Origin of the sequence: Mycolicibacter nonchromogenicus (genome assembly GCF_002101775.1) — a bacterium.
GTDB classification, from domain to species: Bacteria; Actinomycetota; Actinomycetes; order Mycobacteriales; family Mycobacteriaceae; genus Mycobacterium; species Mycobacterium nonchromogenicum.
Window position 1 is genome coordinate 99,478 of record NZ_LQPI01000023.1, and the last position, 16,487, is coordinate 115,964.

The 16,487-nt window shown below is 68.9% G+C and carries 16 protein-coding genes; 9 read left to right on the plus strand and 7 right to left on the minus strand.

Annotation, left to right across the window (positions count from 1 at the left end; genetic code table 11):
• Nucleotides 1–10 precede the first annotated feature (10 nt).
• On the minus strand, nucleotides 11–922 hold the full coding sequence (locus AWC18_RS20950) for a UTP--glucose-1-phosphate uridylyltransferase (RefSeq protein ID WP_064996706.1): 912 nt from the start codon (nucleotides 920–922) through the stop codon (nucleotides 11–13).
• A 78-nt stretch (nucleotides 923–1,000) separates the two neighbouring features.
• On the opposite strand from AWC18_RS20950, the gene AWC18_RS20955 reads away from it, so the two are divergent.
• The 3 genes from AWC18_RS20955 (at nucleotide 1,001) to AWC18_RS02865 (ending at nucleotide 2,721) form a co-directional block, all read left to right on the plus strand.
• A complete protein-coding gene (locus AWC18_RS20955; protein ID WP_420093299.1) occupies nucleotides 1,001–1,594 on the plus strand; it encodes a 5-formyltetrahydrofolate cyclo-ligase in 594 nt (197 codons plus the stop codon).
• A gap of 108 nt (nucleotides 1,595–1,702) precedes the next feature.
• Entirely contained in the window at nucleotides 1,703–2,017 is a 315-nt protein-coding gene (locus AWC18_RS02860; protein ID WP_064996705.1) for an FmdB family zinc ribbon protein, read from the plus strand.
• Between the two features lie 65 nt (nucleotides 2,018–2,082).
• Nucleotides 2,083–2,721 (plus strand): SAF domain-containing protein, encoded by a 639-nt coding sequence (locus tag AWC18_RS02865; protein WP_085137503.1) that lies wholly within the window; start codon nucleotides 2,083–2,085, stop codon nucleotides 2,719–2,721.
• Nucleotides 2,722–2,727: 6 nt separating this feature from the next.
• Here AWC18_RS02865 and AWC18_RS02870 read toward each other — a convergent pair whose 3' ends face one another.
• From AWC18_RS02870 to rpmF, 6 genes are all read right to left on the minus strand, one after another.
• The gene (locus tag AWC18_RS02870; RefSeq protein WP_234784482.1) at nucleotides 2,728–3,129 is read right to left on the minus strand and encodes a large conductance mechanosensitive channel protein MscL; all 402 of its coding nucleotides are present in this window, start codon (nucleotides 3,127–3,129) and stop codon (nucleotides 2,728–2,730) included.
• Between the two features lie 255 nt (nucleotides 3,130–3,384).
• A complete protein-coding gene (locus tag AWC18_RS02875) occupies nucleotides 3,385–3,879 on the minus strand; it encodes a MogA/MoaB family molybdenum cofactor biosynthesis protein (protein WP_064998335.1) in 495 nt (164 codons plus the stop codon).
• Between the two features lie 46 nt (nucleotides 3,880–3,925).
• Entirely contained in the window at nucleotides 3,926–5,347 is a 1,422-nt protein-coding gene (locus AWC18_RS02880) for a S1C family serine protease (protein WP_064998334.1), read from the minus strand.
• A gap of 55 nt (nucleotides 5,348–5,402) precedes the next feature.
• Nucleotides 5,403–6,854: a HAMP domain-containing sensor histidine kinase gene (locus AWC18_RS02885; protein ID WP_085137505.1), complete on the minus strand. Its 1,452-nt coding sequence runs from the start codon at nucleotides 6,852–6,854 to the stop codon at nucleotides 5,403–5,405.
• Complete coding sequence (locus AWC18_RS02890; protein ID WP_064999945.1) at nucleotides 6,854–7,546, minus strand: response regulator transcription factor; 693 nt, start codon at nucleotides 7,544–7,546, stop codon at nucleotides 6,854–6,856. Before AWC18_RS02890 ends, AWC18_RS02885 begins: the two co-directional genes overlap by 1 nt.
• Nucleotides 7,547–7,610: 64 nt before the next feature.
• Nucleotides 7,611–7,784: a 50S ribosomal protein L32 gene (rpmF, locus tag AWC18_RS02895; RefSeq protein WP_024442852.1), complete on the minus strand. Its 174-nt coding sequence runs from the start codon at nucleotides 7,782–7,784 to the stop codon at nucleotides 7,611–7,613.
• Between the two features lie 223 nt (nucleotides 7,785–8,007).
• On the opposite strand from rpmF, the gene AWC18_RS02900 reads away from it, so the two are divergent.
• From AWC18_RS02900 to AWC18_RS02925, 6 genes are read left to right on the plus strand one after another with little or no spacing between them, the layout of a single operon-like run.
• Complete coding sequence (locus AWC18_RS02900) at nucleotides 8,008–9,723, plus strand: acyclic terpene utilization AtuA family protein (protein ID WP_064999946.1); 1,716 nt, start codon at nucleotides 8,008–8,010, stop codon at nucleotides 9,721–9,723.
• The gene (locus AWC18_RS02905; RefSeq protein ID WP_064999947.1) at nucleotides 9,720–10,868 is read left to right on the plus strand and encodes an acyl-CoA dehydrogenase family protein; all 1,149 of its coding nucleotides are present in this window, start codon (nucleotides 9,720–9,722) and stop codon (nucleotides 10,866–10,868) included. Before AWC18_RS02900 ends, AWC18_RS02905 begins: the two co-directional genes overlap by 4 nt.
• The gene (locus AWC18_RS02910; RefSeq protein WP_085137507.1) at nucleotides 10,865–12,460 is read left to right on the plus strand and encodes an acyl-CoA carboxylase subunit beta; all 1,596 of its coding nucleotides are present in this window, start codon (nucleotides 10,865–10,867) and stop codon (nucleotides 12,458–12,460) included. The genes AWC18_RS02905 and AWC18_RS02910 overlap by 4 nt, the downstream gene beginning before the upstream one ends.
• Nucleotides 12,461–12,500: 40 nt before the next feature.
• A complete protein-coding gene (locus AWC18_RS02915; RefSeq protein ID WP_064999949.1) occupies nucleotides 12,501–14,486 on the plus strand; it encodes an acetyl/propionyl/methylcrotonyl-CoA carboxylase subunit alpha in 1,986 nt (661 codons plus the stop codon).
• A complete protein-coding gene (locus AWC18_RS02920) occupies nucleotides 14,483–15,655 on the plus strand; it encodes an acyl-CoA dehydrogenase family protein (protein ID WP_082961320.1) in 1,173 nt (390 codons plus the stop codon). The genes AWC18_RS02915 and AWC18_RS02920 overlap by 4 nt, the downstream gene beginning before the upstream one ends.
• On the plus strand, nucleotides 15,655–16,458 hold the full coding sequence (locus tag AWC18_RS02925; RefSeq protein ID WP_064999950.1) for an enoyl-CoA hydratase family protein: 804 nt from the start codon (nucleotides 15,655–15,657) through the stop codon (nucleotides 16,456–16,458). The genes AWC18_RS02920 and AWC18_RS02925 overlap by 1 nt, the downstream gene beginning before the upstream one ends.
• The last annotated feature ends 29 nt before the right edge of the window (nucleotides 16,459–16,487 follow it).

Sequence of the window (16,487 nt, forward strand, 5' to 3'; positions counted from 1 at the left end):
AGACGTCAGCTCAGTTCTCCGCCAAGCCCAGCCGCGCCACCAACCACCGGCGCAGGTCTGGACCGTAGTCATCGCGGTCCAAGGCAAAGTCAACCGCAGCTTTGAGGTAGCCGCCCGGATTTCCCAGGTCGTGTCGCGACCCCCGGTGCACAACGACGTGTACGGGATGGCCCTCGGAGATCAGCAGCGCGATGGCGTCGGTGAGCTGAACCTCACCGCCGGCGCCGCGGTCGATGCGCCGCAATGCGTCGAACACGGCCCGGTCCAGCACGTAGCGGCCCGCCGCGGCATACGTCGACGGGGCGTCTTGCGCCTTGGGCTTCTCGACCATGCCCTTGACCCGCATCACGTCCGGGTTGTCGGCGTCGGGCAGCGGCTCGACGTCGAAGACGCCGTAGGCGCTCACCTCCTCGGGGCTGACCTCGATCGCGCACAGCACGGTGCCGCCCCGGCGGGCACGCACCTTCGACATGGTCTCCAGCACGCCGGTGGGCAGCACCAGGTCGTCGGGCAGCAGGACCGCGACGGCATCTTCGTCGTCGGACAGCGTGGGCTCGACGCAGCTGATGGCATGACCCAGGCCCAGCGGCTCGGCCTGCACCACCGACTCGACCTTGATCAACTGCGGGGCGCGGCGGACCTTGGCCAGCATCGCCTTCTTACCGCGCGCCTCCAGTGTGCCCTCGAGCACCAGGTCTTCGACGAAGTGCGCGACCACGCCGTCCTTGCCCTCGGAGGTGATGATCACCAGCCGCTCGGCACCGGCTTCAGCCGCCTCGGCGGCCACCAACTCGATGCCGGGAGTGTCGACGACCGGCAGCAGCTCTTTGGGCACGGTCTTGGTCGCGGGCAGGAATCGGGTGCCCAAACCTGCCGCGGGCACAATCGCGGTGCGCGGAATCGGGACCTTCGGCGTGGGCATTGCTCACACGATAACCGCAATCGAGTTCGCCCCTCGGCTGGCGGTGGGCGAGCCGTTGCTGACAGTCTGGTTGCCGTGATCGACGACGCGGTGCTGGCCGCCAAGTCCGTGTTGCGGGCGCGGCTGCTCGCCGGCCGACGCGCGGTACCCCCCGATGTGCATGATGCCGAGGCCGCAGCGTTGGCCGCGCACCTGGAGCGGCTGGTGGACGAGGGCACCACGGTCTGCGCCTATGTCCCGGTGGGCAGTGAGCCGGGCTCGGCTGCCATGCTCGCTCGCCTGGCCGGTCGCGGCGCGCGCGTGCTGCTGCCGGTGGTGCGTACCTCCGACGACGGCACACCGATGGCGCTGCTGTGGGGCGAGTACCGTCCCGACGCCCTCACCAGTGCCCGGTTCGGTCTGCTCGAACCACCGCAACCGTGGCTGCCCGCCGAAGCGCTGGGCGAGGCGGAGGTGATCGTGGTACCGGCGTTGGCCGTCGATCGGCGGGGGACGCGGCTGGGGCGCGGCGCCGGCTTCTACGACCGCTCGCTGCGGTGGCGCCGGCCGGCGACTCCGCTGGTGGCGGTGGTCCGCGACGCGGAACTTGTGGACGCGTTGCCCGCGGATGCCCACGACGTGCCGATGACCCATGCCGTGACGCCCGGACTCGGGCTGGTGGCACTGGGCTGACGTCGCAGTGGCCTCCGAACCCGGGCGGGAATGAGGAAGGCCACATGGCGGTTCTAGCACTTGGCACGGTAGAGTGCTAAGCCGACTGTTCGATCCACGGAGGTTGACGTGCCCACCTACAGCTACGCCTGCACCGAGTGCAGCAACCGCTTCGACGTGGTCCAGGCCTTCACCGACGACGCGCTGACCACCTGCCAGGAGTGCAACGGCCGACTGCGCAAGATCTTCGGCAAGGTCGGCGTGGTCTTCAAGGGCAGCGGCTTCTACCGCACCGACAGCCGCGAAGCGGGCAAGTCGTCGTCCAGCTCCACCAGCTCCTCGACCTCCAGTGACTCGAGCAGCAGTTCGAGCGACAGCGGCACCAAGTCGGCCGACAGCACCAGCACCTCGGCGTCGTCGACGCCGGCGCCCGCCTCGGCATAACGCGTTATCCACAGCCCGGTGCCGGAGCGACGAGCCGCGGCGCACCGGCCGCTTAGCGTGACGCCATGGGCGACTCGCTCAACCCCACTCTGATCAGCCGCATATCGCTGGCGCTGCGCCCCGACTGGACGCGCACCGTGCGCGCCCGGCGAGTGACCGCTGGCGCACTGGTGGTCCTTGCCGGCCTGTCCGCAATCCGCTCCGATCCGCGCGGCGACCAACTCGAGGTGGTGGTGGCACGCCATGACATCGCGCCCGGCACCATCCTGACCGTCGATGACCTCTCACTTGAAAGCCGAACGGCTCACACCCTTCCCGACGGTGCCGCCACCGATGTGGCCGCGGTGGTGCAGGCCACGCTGGCGGGTCCGGTGCGCCGCGGCGAGATACTCACTGACGTCCGGGTACTCGGCGCCCGGCTGACCGATGCTGCCGCCGGACCCGACGCCCGCATTGTGGGCGTGCACCCGGCCGACGCCGCATTGACCGATCTGGTGCGCACGGGCGACGTCGTCGACGTGGTGGCGACCGGCCCTGATGACGCGGGCGCCGCCCGGGTGCTGGCCAGCGGCGGGATCGTGGTGCTGGTGTCTGACAAGAACAATCACGATGACCGGGTGGTACTCGTGGCGTTGCCGGCCACCGCTGCGGTGGCGGTGGCCGGCGCCACGCTCGGTCAGGCTGTCACCCTCACCCTGCGCTGACCGCGGCTACGCGGCGGCCGGCTGCACGCTGGCGCAGAACTTGCATTTGTTGGCGTCGGCAGCGATCTCGGACTTGCACTCCGGGCAGGTCTTGGTCGGTGCCGGGTCGCCGAAGACCGTGGCCCCGCGGCGCGCCTGGATGTGCTTGTAGGGCAACACGATCAGGAAGTAGATCGTGGCCATGAACACGATGAAGTAGATGATCGCCGAGATAAAGGCACCGATGTCGATGAACGTCGCCTCGTTGCCCTCCGCCCCCAATTGGAAACCCAGCCCCAACCCCGCCGTGTCGGGCTGCGTGGCCGCGACCAGCGGATTGATCACGCTGTTGGTGAACGCCTCGACCAGGTTGGAAAACGCCAGGGCGACCACCAGACCGATGGCCACCGTGATGACGTCATCGCGCATCAGGAAATTCTTGAACCCCTTGAGCACCGCAACTCCCCTTCCGTACGGATGCACTGCGAAGCGGCCCCACGCCGCCTACGGCGAACCGTAATAGCCGCTGCGGAGTCCGTACGGGGATTGGAGAAGTCGAACCTCAACCGTGATGCGGGGGGATGTTGTCCCGCAACCAGCGCTCGCGTTCCTCGGCTTCGCGAACGTCGTCGGGGTCGCGCTCGTCCGACGACGACTGATGCTCTTCGAGCCCTGGCATGGTGGCTAGATCTCCAGGCTGGACAGTTGGCCGATGATCGTCGCGGCCAGCGGATTCAGTGTCGCCATCCCGTCGCGGACCGCCGCCCGAGACCCGGCCAGGTTGACCACCAGGGTGCTGCCGGAGACGCCGGCCAGGCCCCGAGAGAGCCCGGCGTCGGCGATCCCGGCGGACAGCCCGGAGGCTCGCAGCGCCTCGGCGATGCCCAGGATCTCGCGGTCCAGCAGTTCGCGGGTGGCCTCGGGGGTGACGTCGCGCGGGGTGACCCCGGTGCCACCCACCGACACGACCAGGTCCACGCCGCCGATCACCGCCGTGTTCAGCGCGTTGCGGATCTCCACCTCGTCGGCGGCGACGGCCACGACACCGTCGACCATGAATCCGCCTTCGGCCAACAGTTCGGTCACCAACGGGCCGCTGTGGTCCTCATCGCCGTGGGCTGTGCGATCGTCGACAACGACGACGAGGGCGCGGCCGGCGAGTTCTCGGGACTGCTCCATAGGTGCAACCGTATATCCGGGAACCGACACCGGACTCACCAACCCGTCACTGCTGCGCTCTGCCCAGCGTCACTTGGGCGGTTTTGGACGCTCCGCCGGCGTCGAGGTAGGTCAGCGTCACCTGATCGCCGGGCGCCTTGGAACGCACCGCGGCCACCAGCGCGTCCGCACTGCCGATGGGGCGCTTGTCGAACGCCGTCACCGTGGCCCCCTCGGGCAGACCGGCCTTGGCGGCCGCCTCCCCGGGAACCACCTCGACCACCTTGGCGCCGTGCAGGCTGCGCTCACTGGTGACGCGCACCCCCAGCGAGGCGTGCGAGGCCTTGTGGTCCGGCGAGTTGATGAGCTCGTCGGCGATCCGCTTGGCCTGATCCACCGGAATCGCGAAACCGAGGCCGATCGAGCCGCTCTGGGCGTCGGCGGAATCGCCGCCCATGGTGGCGATCGCGGAGTTGATACCGACCAGGTCGCCGTTCATGTTGACCAGCGCCCCGCCGGAGTTGCCGGGGTTGATGGCGGCATCGGTCTGGATGGCGTCCAGCACCGTGTTCTGGTTGCCGGCCTCGCCGCTGGTGGACACGGGCCGGTTGAGGGCACTGACGATCCCGGTCGTCACGGTGCCCTCCAGTCCGAGCGGCGAACCGACCGCCACCACGTTCTGGCCCACCCGCAGGTCCGCGGAGGACCCGATGGTGATCGGGGTCAGGTCCGACACACCCTGAGCGCGCACCACGGCGATGTCACTGGCCGGGTCGGTGCCCACCACGGTGAAGGGCGCGGTGCGGCCATCGAAGAACGTCACGGTGGTCCTCGGACCCGCCTTGGGAGCTCCGTCGGGCCGGTTGCCCGGCTCCAGCTTGGTGCCGGGGTCGGGCTTGGCGGCAGCGGCGGCCACCACGTGGTTGTTGGTCAGGATCAGCCCGTCGGCCGACAGGATGATTCCTGAGCCCTCCTCGGACTGACGGCCCAGATCGGTCTCCAGCATGACGACGCTGGGCACCACCTTCTCCGCGACCTTCTCCACCGAGCCGTCGGGCAGATTCACCGCGGCGGGCACCCCGGGAGCCTGGACGCTCGGCAGGTGATTTCCGCCGGCGACCGGCCGGTGGTCGGAGTGCAGTGCCGAACCGACCACGCCGCCCATCACGCCGGACATCGCCGCGATCGCAACGGCACCCAGCACCAAACCGGAGCGGGATCGTTTCGGCGCCGCCCCACCCGGAGCGCCCGGGCCGACCGGCCGGCCCGGCACACCGGGGCGGCCATAGGGCGCGTTATAGCCGGCGCGGTAGGCGGACTGCTGCTGCCCCTGAGGCGGGGCGTAACGCCAGTCGTATGGCGGCGGGTACGACCCCTGCGCGGGCCGACCCGGATAACCGGACTGTCCGCGTTGATCCGCCGCCGGTGCACCGGGATTGGAGCGTTCCGGTTGCTGAGGTGGCGGGAGGTACCCGGGGTAATTCGTCATGTTTGTTGCCTACTCCTAAAGACACGACTGCAGCGACGTTGCCACACCACCATGCCTACGTGGTCTGAGAAGCGCCTGTGACTGCTCCGGCCGGTATTTGTGCCGCCGACGTGGGCCCGCCGGGCAGCACCATTCGGAACGATGTCCCGGGCGGATTCCCGCCGGGAACGGTCTCGCCGATGGTGATCGCCCCCCCATGTTTGAGCACCACCTGCTTGACGATCGCCAGCCCCAGCCCCGAGCCGGGCATGGCGCGCGCAGAGTCCGAGCGGTAGAAGCGCTCGAAGACCAATTCCCGTTGGTTCTCCGGGATTCCCGGCCCCTCGTCCGAGACGACCATCTCCATGTGTGTCGGGTCGAGCTGCCTCATCCGCAGGCCCACGACCCCACCCGACGGGCTCCACTTGGCCGCGTTGTCGAGCAGGTTGAGCACCGCGCGGGACAGGCCGGCGGCATCGCCGTACACGTACCAGGGAACGACCTGGATGTCGAACTCGATGTCGTTGCGGCGCCGCCGGACCCGCTCCATGCTGCGATCGACGACCTCGGTGATGTCGACCTGCTCGTAGGCGACCTCACGTTGATCGTCACGAGTGAGGTCCACCAAATCGCCTACCAGTGTGGACAATTCCTCGATCTGCCCGATGGCGTCGGCGCGCAGTTCGGCCATCTCCTCCTCCGGCAGCTGCGGAGCTCCCGGAGCAGCGGACGCCATCAACAGCTCGACGTTGGTGCGCAGCGATGTCAATGGGGTCTTCAACTCATGCCCGGCGTCGGCGACGAGTCGCGCCTGCCGCTCCCTCGACTCCGCCAGAGCCCGCAACATCGCATTGAAGGCCTCGGTGAGTCGAGCCAATTCGTCGCTGCCGTAGACCGGGATCGGTCTCAAGTCATCGGTGCGCGCCACCGGTTCGGCCGCCTCGGTCAGGCGGCCCACCGGTCTGAGCCCGGTTCGGGTGACCATGCCGCCGGCCACCGCGGCCACCACGACCCCCACGCCGCCGACGACCAGCAGCACCCACCGCAGCTTCATCGTCACCGCGCGGGTGGGCGCCAAACTCTTGGAGATCAACAGCGTGCTGCCGTTGGGCAGGTGCACGGCTAGCACCCGCTGACCGGACGCAGTGCGGCGCGACAAGAACAGTTCGCCGCGGATGACGGCCTTCTCCTGCTGCCCGACCGGCAGCCGCTGACCGGGCTGGTTGGCCGTGTAGATGGACCGGCCCGGGTTGACCAGCATGGCGTTGACGTCGGAGTAGGCGGTGCCTTCGATCGCCTTGCGGGGATCGGCGGCCAGTGAACCACTGGCGATCAACATCTCCGCGCGGCTCTGCAACTGGTTGTCGATGTCGTTGTAGAGCGCCGCCGAGATCACGGCGTAGACGGCAACCGCCATCAACACTACCACCAATGCCACCATCGACATCGCCAGCAGCATCACCCGCCAGCGCAGCGACAGGGAGGTCTTCTTCGCCTCTTCACCCTGTCGACGGCGGAAGGATTGCATCAGGGAGGAGTCTCGCGGAGCACGTAGCCCACTCCGCGCACGGTGTAGATCAGACGCGGCTCGCCTTCGGCCTCAGTCTTGCGACGCAGGTATCCGATGTAGACCTCCAGCGCGTTGCCCGAGGTGGGGAAGTCGAAGCCCCACACCTCCTCGAGGATTCGGCTGCGGGTCAGCACCCGGCGCGGGTTGGCGATCAACATCTCCAACAGCGCGAACTCGGTACGGGTCAGGCTGATCTGCCGGTCGCCGCGGGTGACCTCGCGGGTCACCGGGTCCAGGGTCAGGTCCTCGAACGACATCGCGACCGACTCGGACAGGTCCTCGGCGGTGGTGCGGCGCAGCAGCGCACGCATCCGCGCCAGCAGTTCCTCCAGCGCGAACGGCTTGGGCAGGTAGTCGTCGGCGCCGGCATCGAGGCCGGCCACCCGCTCAGACACCGAGTCTCGGGCCGTCAGCACCAAGATCGGGAGATCGTCACCGGTGCTGCGCAGTTGGCGGCAGACCTCCAGTCCGTCCAGCCGCGGCATCATGACGTCCAGGATCATCGCGTCCGGACGCTCACTGGAGATCGCCTCGAGCGCCTCGACGCCGTCGGTGGCCAGCGAGACCGAGTAACCATTGAACGACAGAGACCTGCGCAACGATTCGCGCACCGCGCGATCGTCGTCAACAACCAGTACCCGGGTAGCCATGGGTGCTATCCAATCATCCGAAAGGCGATCTGGAGGGGCAGTAGCCGTTCGTGTCGGTGCCTATTTAGCGGCGGTCGAGGTCGATGAGGCCCAGACGGGCGGCCTTGAGCAGACGACGCGGCACCTTGTGCGCGCGGCCGGCGACCGTCACGTTGACCAGGCCGGTTGCCTCAGCCTTCCACTGCGCGCGGCGACTGCGAGTGTTCGCACGCGACATCCTGCGTTTCGGCACGGCCATGGTCGAGCCTCTCCTGTTGTTGGCATAACTGCCGCTCGATACCAGCGGCGGGACTATCCAGAGGATAGCCGGTGACCAGCGTCGGCTCCAAAATAGCGGATCCCCCGGTCCGGCGAGGCCCGATGCAGGAGAGGCCCACAGCTCCGATCGGCGGCTACGGACCTTGACGCGACACCGGCGGTACCGGCTAACCTACCGGTTGGTTGAGGGATGGGATGTGGGGATGACAGCAGCCGTTCGGATCGGTAACTGCTCGGGGTTCTACGGCGACCGCCACGCTGCCATGCACGAAATGCTCACCGGCGGCGAACTCGACTACCTCACCGGCGACTACCTGGCCGAACTGACCATGCTGATCCTGGGCCGCGACCGGATGAAGAACCCGGAGCGCGGCTACGCCAAGACCTTCTTGACCCAGTTGGAACAGTGCCTCGGGTTAGCCCTCGACCGGGGCGTTCGCATTGTGGCCAACGCCGGGGGCCTCAATCCGGCCGGCCTGGCCGACGCGGTGCGCGAGCTGGCGCAGCGCCTGGGCGTTCCGGTCCGCGTCGCCCACGTCGAAGGCGACGACCTGCTCCCCCGTGCCGCCGAGCTTGGCCTGGGCAGCCCCTTGACGGCGAACGCCTACCTGGGCGCCTGGGGAATCGTCGAATGCCTGGCCGGCGGCGCCGACGTGGTGATCACCGGCCGGGTCACCGACGCATCGGTGATCGTGGGGCCCGCAGCCGCGCACTTCGGCTGGAGCCGCACGGACTACGACCGGCTGGCCGGCGCCGTGGTCGCCGGGCACGTCATCGAGTGCGGCGTCCAGGCCAGCGGCGGCAATTACTCGTTCTTTACCGAGATTCCCACCGAACAGATGCTGCACCCCGGCTTCCCGCTCGCCGAGATCCGCGCCGACGGGTCATCGGTGATCACCAAACACCCCGGCACCGGCGGGCTGGTCAGTGTCGACACCGTGACCGCGCAACTGCTCTACGAGGTGACCGGCGCGCGCTACGCCAACCCCGACGTGACCGCGCGGATGGACAGCGTCGAACTGTCCGCCGACGGCCCCGACCGGGTGCAGATCTCCGGCGTCACCGGCGAGGCGCCGCCACCGACCTACAAGGTGTCGCTGAACAGCATCGGCGGCTTCCGCAACTCGACCACCTTCGTGCTGACCGGCCTGGACATCGAGGCCAAGGCCGCGCTGCTGCGCGCGCAGCTCGAGGCGGCCATGACCGTCCGGCCGGCCGAGCTGGACTGGACCTTGTCGCGCACCGATCACCCCGACGCCGACACCGAGGAAACCGCCAGCGCCCTGCTGCACTGTGTGGTGCGCGATCCCGACCCGGCCAAGGTGGGCCGCAGATTCTCCGCCGCGGGCGTCGAACTCGCGCTGGCCAGCTACCCCGGGTTCTGCGCCACCTCCCCACCGGGGGACGGCCAGGTCTACGGCGTGTTCACCGCCGGCTATGTCGATGCCGCGCAGGTGCCGCACGTAGCGGTGCACGCCGACGGCACCCGCGTGGACATCCCACCGGCCTCGCAGACCCGCGAACTCGCCCCGGCCCCCGAGCCGGAACTGCCCGAGCCGCTGCCCGACGGCCCGACCCGCCGGGCGCCCCTGGGGCTGATCGGCGGGGCCCGCAGCGGCGACAAGGGCGGCTCGGCCAACGTCGGGGTCTGGGTGCGCACCGATGAGCAGTGGCGCTGGCTGGCGCATGCATTGACTGTTGAGAAGCTGCGCGAACTCCTGCCCGAGACCGCCGAGTTGCCGGTCACCCGGCACCTGCTGCCGAATCTGCGCGCGGTCAACTTCGTCATCGACGGCATCCTCGGTCAGGGCGTCGCCTACCAGGCCCGATTCGACCCGCAGGCCAAGGGATTGGGCGAGTGGTTGCGCAGCCGCCACGTCGACATACCCGAGCGGCTGCTCGCAGAAGGGAAATCATGAGTATCTGGACCACCGCCGAGCGCCAGGCGCTGCGCGACACGGTGCGCGGATTCGTCGAGCGCGAGATTCTGCCGCACGTCGACGAGTGGGAACGCACCGGCGAACTGCCGCGCGAACTGCACCGCAAAGCCGCCGATGTCGGCCTGTTGGGCGCGGGTTATCCCGAGGAGGTCGGCGGCAGCGGCGGCGACGGTGCCGACGCGCTGATCGTCTGCGAGGAATTGCACCGGGCGGGAGCTCCCGGCGGAGTGTTCGCCTCGTTGTTCACCTGCGGTATCGCGGTGCCGCACATGATCGCCTCGGGCGACGCCCGGCTGATCGAGGAATTCGTCCGCCCGACGCTGGCCGGCGAGAAGATCGGTTCACTGGCCATCACCGAGCCCGGCGGCGGCTCGGACGTGGGGCACCTGCGCACCACGGCGCGCCTCGAGGGTGATCACTATGTGGTCAACGGCGCCAAGACCTTCATCACCTCCGCGGTGCGCGGCGACTACGTCGTCACCGCGGTGCGCACCGGTGGGCCGGGGGCGGGCGGGGTGTCGCTGCTGGTGGTCGAGAAGGGCACGCCCGGCTTCGAGGTGTCCCGCAAGCTGGAGAAGATGGGCTGGCGCTCCTCCGACACCGCCGAACTGTCCTACGTCGACGCCCGGGTGCCGGCAGCCAACCTGGTGGGCGCGGAGAACACCGGCTTCATCCAGATCGCCGGCGGCTTCGTCTCGGAGCGGGTGGCGCTGGCCGCGCAGGCATATTCCAGCGCGCAGCGCTGCCTGGACCTGACGGTGGCGTGGTGCCGCGACCGGGAGACCTTCGGCCGCCCGCTGATCTCGCGGCAGGCGGTGCAGAACACGCTCGCCGAGATGGCTCGTCGCATCGATGTGGCCCGGGTCTACACCCGCCACGTGGTCGAGCGTCAGCTGGCCGGAGATGCCAACCTGATCGCCGAGGTCTGTTTCGCCAAGAACACCGCCGTGGAGGCCGGTGAATGGGTGGCCCACCAGGCGGTGCAGCTGTTCGGAGGGATGGGATACATGGCCGAGTCCGAAGTGGAGCGCCAATACCGCGACATGCGCATCATCGGCATCGGCGGCGGAACCACCGAGATCTTGACCTCACTGGCCGCCAAGACCCTCGGGTACCAGGCGTGACCGCCCTGAAGTCCGCCCTGGACTCCACCTCCCCCGCCTACCACGAGGCGGCGGAGGCGCTGACCGGCAAGCTCGCCGAGATCGACGCCGAGCACGCCAAGGCACTCGCGGGCGGTGGACCCAAGTACGTGGACCGCCACCATGCCCGGGGCAAGCTCACCGCGCGGGAACGCATCGAAGCACTGGTCGACGCCGACTCACCGTTCCTGGAACTGTGCCCGCTGGCCGCCTGGGGCAGCGCTTTTCAGGTCGGGGCCAGCGTGGTCACCGGGATCGGCGTGGTCGAAGGCGTGGAGTGCGTGATCGTCGCCAACGACCCGACGGTCAAGGGCGGCACCTCCAACCCGTGGACGCTGCGCAAGATCCTGCGGGCCAACAAGATCGCGCTGGAGAACCGGCTTCCGGTGATCTCGCTGGTGGAATCCGGCGGAGCGGACCTGCCCACCCAGAAGGAAGTCTTCATACCCGGCGGCCAGATGTTCCGCGACCTGACGCGCCTGTCGGCCGCCGGCATCCCGACCATCGCGCTGGTGTTCGGCAACTCCACCGCCGGCGGAGCCTATGTGCCCGGCATGTCCGATCACGTGGTGATGATCAAGGAACGCTCCAAGGTATTCCTGGCCGGGCCGCCGCTGGTGAAGATGGCCACCGGCGAGGAATCCGACGATGAGGCTCTCGGCGGTGCCGAGATGCACGCCCGCACGTCAGGGCTGGGCGACTACCTCGCCAACGACGAGCTTGACGCGGTGCGGATCGGTCGACGGATCGTGGCCCGGCTGAACTGGGTCAAGCAGGGCCCCAAGCCGGCCACCGTCGTCGAACCCCGCTACGACGCCGAAGAACTGATCGGCATAGTGCCCGCGGACCTGCGCATCCCGTTCGACCCCCGAGAGGTGATCGCCCGGATCGTCGACGGCTCCGACTTCGACGAGTTCAAGCCGCTCTACGGGTCATCGTTGGTGACCGGCTGGGCTCGGCTGCACGGTTATCCGATCGGCATCCTGGCCAACGCGCGGGGCGTGCTGTTCAGCGCGGAATCGCAGAAGGCCACCCAGTTCATCCAACTCGCCAACCGCTCGAACACCCCGCTGTTGTTCCTGCACAACACCACCGGCTACATGGTGGGCAAGAACTACGAAGAGGGCGGCATGATCAAGCACGGCTCGGTGATGATCAACGCCGTGTCCAATTCGACGGTGCCGCACATCTCGCTGCTGCTGGGCGCCTCCTACGGCGCCGGACACTACGGCATGTGTGGACGCGCCTACGATCCCCGTTTCCTGTTCGCCTGGCCCTCGGCCAAGTCCTCGGTGATGGGCGGGGCGCAGCTCGCGGGAGTGCTGTCCATCGTGAACCGGGCGGCCACCGAGGCCCGCGGGCAGCAGGTCGACGAGCAGGCCGACGCCGCCATGCGGGCCATGGTCGAAGGGCAGATCGAAGCGGAGTCGCTGCCGCTGGTGCTGTCGGGAATGCTCTACGACGACGGGGTGATCGACCCGCGCGACACCCGCACGGTATTGGGAATGTGTTTGTCCGCCATCGCCAGTGGCCCGATCGAGGGGACGTCGAACTTCGGCGTCTTCCGGATGTGAGCGCGATGAGCGCTTGCGCGAAGAACAGAAGGCAGAGCCAATGATCAGCACTGTTCTGGTGGCCAATCGCGGCGAGATCGCCCGCCGGGTCTTCGCAACCTGCCGCCGACTGGGCCTGAGCACGGTCGCGGTCTACACCGATCCCGATGCCGACATGCCCCATGTCGCCGAAGCCGACGCGAAGGTGCGGCTGCCGGAGACCACCAGCTACCTGTCCGCCGAGGCGATCATCGCCGCCGCGCAGGCCGCGGGTGCCGACGCCGTCCATCCCGGCTACGGATTCCTCTCCGAGAACGCCGACTTCGCCGCCGCCGTGCAGGCCGCCGGCCTGACCTGGATCGGACCGCCGGTGGCCGCGGTGACCTCGATGGGCTCCAAGATCGAGTCGAAGAAGATGATGGCCGCCGCGGGGGTACCGGTTCTCGAAGAACTCGACCCGGCAACCGTCACCGACGCGCAGCTGCCGGTGCTGGTGAAGGCCTCGGCGGGCGGCGGCGGCCGTGGCATGCGGGTGGTCACCGAGTTGTCGGCCCTGGCAGGTGAGGTGGAAGCCGCCCAACGCGAAGCCGCTTCGGCGTTCGGCGACCCGACGGTGTTCTGCGAGCGCTATCTGCCGACCGGGCATCACATCGAGGTGCAGGTGATGGCCGATCAGCACGGCACGGTGTGGGCGGTCGGCGAGCGGGAGTGCTCGATCCAGCGCCGCCACCAGAAGGTCATCGAAGAGGCGCCGTCACCGTTGGTGGAACGCACCCCCGGGATGCGCGCCAAGCTCTTCGAGGCCGCCCGGCTGGCCGCCGGCGCGATCGGCTATACCGGCGCGGGAACCGTGGAGTTCCTGGCCGACTCCCACGGCGCGTTCTACTTCCTGGAGATGAACACTCGCCTGCAGGTCGAGCATCCGGTCACCGAGGAGACCACCGGTGTCGACCTGGTCGAACTGCAGTTCGCGGTGGCCGACGGGGCGCGTCTGGACGCTGAACCGCCGGCCGCGCAGGGACATTCGATCGAGGTGCGCCTCTACGCCGAGGACCCCGCCAACAGCTGGCAGCCACAGGCCGGGCGGGTGCATGCCCTCGACGTTCCGGGTGTCGCCACCCAGTTCCAGACGCTGTCCCGGCGGACCGGTGTCCGGCTGGATTCCGGCATCGTCGCCGGATCGACGGTGTCCATTCACTACGACCCGATGCTGGCCAAGGCGATCAGCTACGCACCGACTCGCCGGCAGGCCGCGACCGTGCTGGCCGGCGCACTGGCACGAACCCGGCTGCACGGACTACGCACCAACCGCGACCTGCTGGTCAACGTGCTGCGCCATCCGGCGTTCCTGGACGGCGCCACCGACACGGCGTTCTTCGACACCCACGGTTTGGCGCAACTGTCGGCGCCACTGGCCGACACCGCAACAGTGCACACCAGTGCGATCGCGGCCGCCCTGGCCGACGCCGCTCACAATCGGGCCACCGCGCAGGTCCTCGGCTCCCTCCCCAGCGGCTGGCGCAACCTCGCGTCGGGCTACCAGACCAAGGTTTTCCTCGACGACAGCGGGACCGAGCACCGGATCGAATACCGTTTCACCCGAACGGGATTGATCCTCAACGGCGACGAGGTGACCCTGGTTTCGTCGTCCCCGGACGAAGTGGTGCTGGCCGATCCGGCCGGCGTCGCCCGCACCTTCACCGTCGCCCGGTACGGCTCGGATGTCTACATCGACTCTCCCGCCGGCGCGGTCCACCTGGTGGCGTTGCCGCGCTTCGGAGATCCGGAGTCGGCGGTGGCGCAGGGATCGCTGCTGGCGCCCATGCCGGGCAACGTGATCCGGTTGGGTGCCGCCGTCGGCGACCAGGTGAGCGCCGGCCAGCCCCTGATCTGGCTGGAAGCCATGAAGATGGAACACACCATCAGCGCACCGAGTGACGGTGTGCTCACTCAACTCGACGTCAAGCCGGGCGACCAGGTAGAGGTCGGCGCCGTGCTGGCCCGTGTCGAAAGTCCCGAAACCTCAGCAGAAGGAGATCCACTGTGACCGATACCGACACCAGCTTCATCGAAAGCGACGAACGGCGCGCCCTGCGTGAGGCCGTCGCGGCGATGGCGAAGAACTATGGCCAGGACTACTACCTGGAGAAGGCCCGCGCCGGCGAGCACACCGATGAACTGTGGGCCGAGGCGGGCAAGCTCGGCTTCATCGGCGTCAACCTGCCCGAGGAGTACGGTGGTGGCGGCGCCGGCATGTACGAGCTCTCGCTGGTCATGGAGGAGATGGCGGCCAATGGCTGCGGGCTGCTGATGATGGTGGTCTCACCGGCCATCAACGGCACCATCATCTCCAAGTTCGGCACCGACGAGCAGAAGAAGCGCTGGATCCCCGGCATCGCCGACGGCTCGCTGACCATGGCGTTCGCCATCACCGAGCCCGACGCGGGATCGAACTCGCACAAGATCACCACCACCGCGCGCCGCGACGGGTCCGACTGGATCATCAAAGGGCAGAAGACCTTCATCTCCGGCATCGACCAGGCGCAGGCGGTGTTGGTGGTCGGCCGCAGCGAGGACGCCAAGACCGGCAACCTGCGGCCCGCGCTGTTCGTGGTGCCCACCGACACCCCCGGTTTGAGCTGGACGCCGATCGACATGGAGATCATCAGCCCGGAGCGCCAGTTCCAGGTCTTCCTCGACGATGTCCGGCTGCCGGCTGACGCGCTGGTGGGTTCCGAGGACGCCGCCATCGCGCAGCTGTTCGCGGGCCTGAACCCGGAGCGCATCATGGGTGCGGCCAGCGCGGTCGGCATGGGCCGCTTCGCGATCAGCAAGGCCGTCGACTACGTCAGCACCCGCCAGGTGTGGAAGACCCCGATCGGCGCGCACCAGGGCCTGTCGCATCCGCTGGCCCAGAACCACATCGAGATCCAGCTGGCCAAGCTGATGATGCAGAAGGCCGCGACACTCTATGACGCCGGCGACGACTTCGGCGCCGCGGAGGCGGCCAACATGGCCAAGTACGCGGCCGGCGAGGCGTCGACCCGCGCGGTCGACCAGGCGGTGCAGTCCCTCGGCGGCAACGGCCTGACCAAGGAATACGGCATCGCCGCCGCGGTCACCGCGTCCCGGCTGGCGCGAATCGCACCGGTGAGCCGCGAGATGATCCTCAACTTCGTCGCGCAGACGTCGCTGGGCCTGCCCCGGTCGTACTGATGGACACGCTGGTCTCCTACGCCGGACCCGAAGACACCGGCGACGGTTCGGCCCGGCTCACCCTGGACTCGCCGCACAACCGCAACGCACTGTCGTCGAAGCTGGTGGCGCAGCTGCACGCCGGGTTGCGCGACGCCGCCGCCGACCCGAACGTGCGGGTGATCGTGCTCGGCCACACCGGCAACACGTTCTGCGCCGGCGCGGATCTCAGTGAGGCCACCGATGGCGAACCGCGTGAACCGAGCGATCTGGCCGCGGACCGAGCCCGCGAAATGGCGGCTCTGCTGCGCGCGATCGTCGAGTCACCGCGCCCGGTGATCGGCGCGGTGGACGGTCACGTGCGGGCCGGCGGCATGGGGCTGGTGGGCGCCTGCGACCTCGTGGTCGCCGGGCCGGCCAGCACCTTCGCTCTCACCGAGGCCCGCATCGGGGTGGCCCCGTCAATCATCTCGCTGACGCTGCTGCCCAAGCTGGCGCCGCGGGCCGCGGCCCGCTACTTCCTGACCGGCGAGAAGTTCGGCGCGGCCGAAGCCGCGGAGATCGGGCTGATCACCCAGGCCGTGGAGAACAGTGCGGATGTCGCGACCTGTGTCGCGGACCTGATCGCCGGCATGCGGCTCGGATCCCCGCAGGGACTGGCCGCCTCGAAGGCCCTGACCACCGCGGCGGTGCTGGACGGGTTCGACCGGGATGCCGAGCGGCTCAGCGTCGCGTCGGCACGGCTGTTCGTCTCCGACGAGGCACAGGAAGGGATGCTGGCGTTCCTGCAGAAGCGCCCGCCCCGCTGGGCCGGGCCTGCCTGACCACGGCAGACCCGTCCCGGCGGCCACCC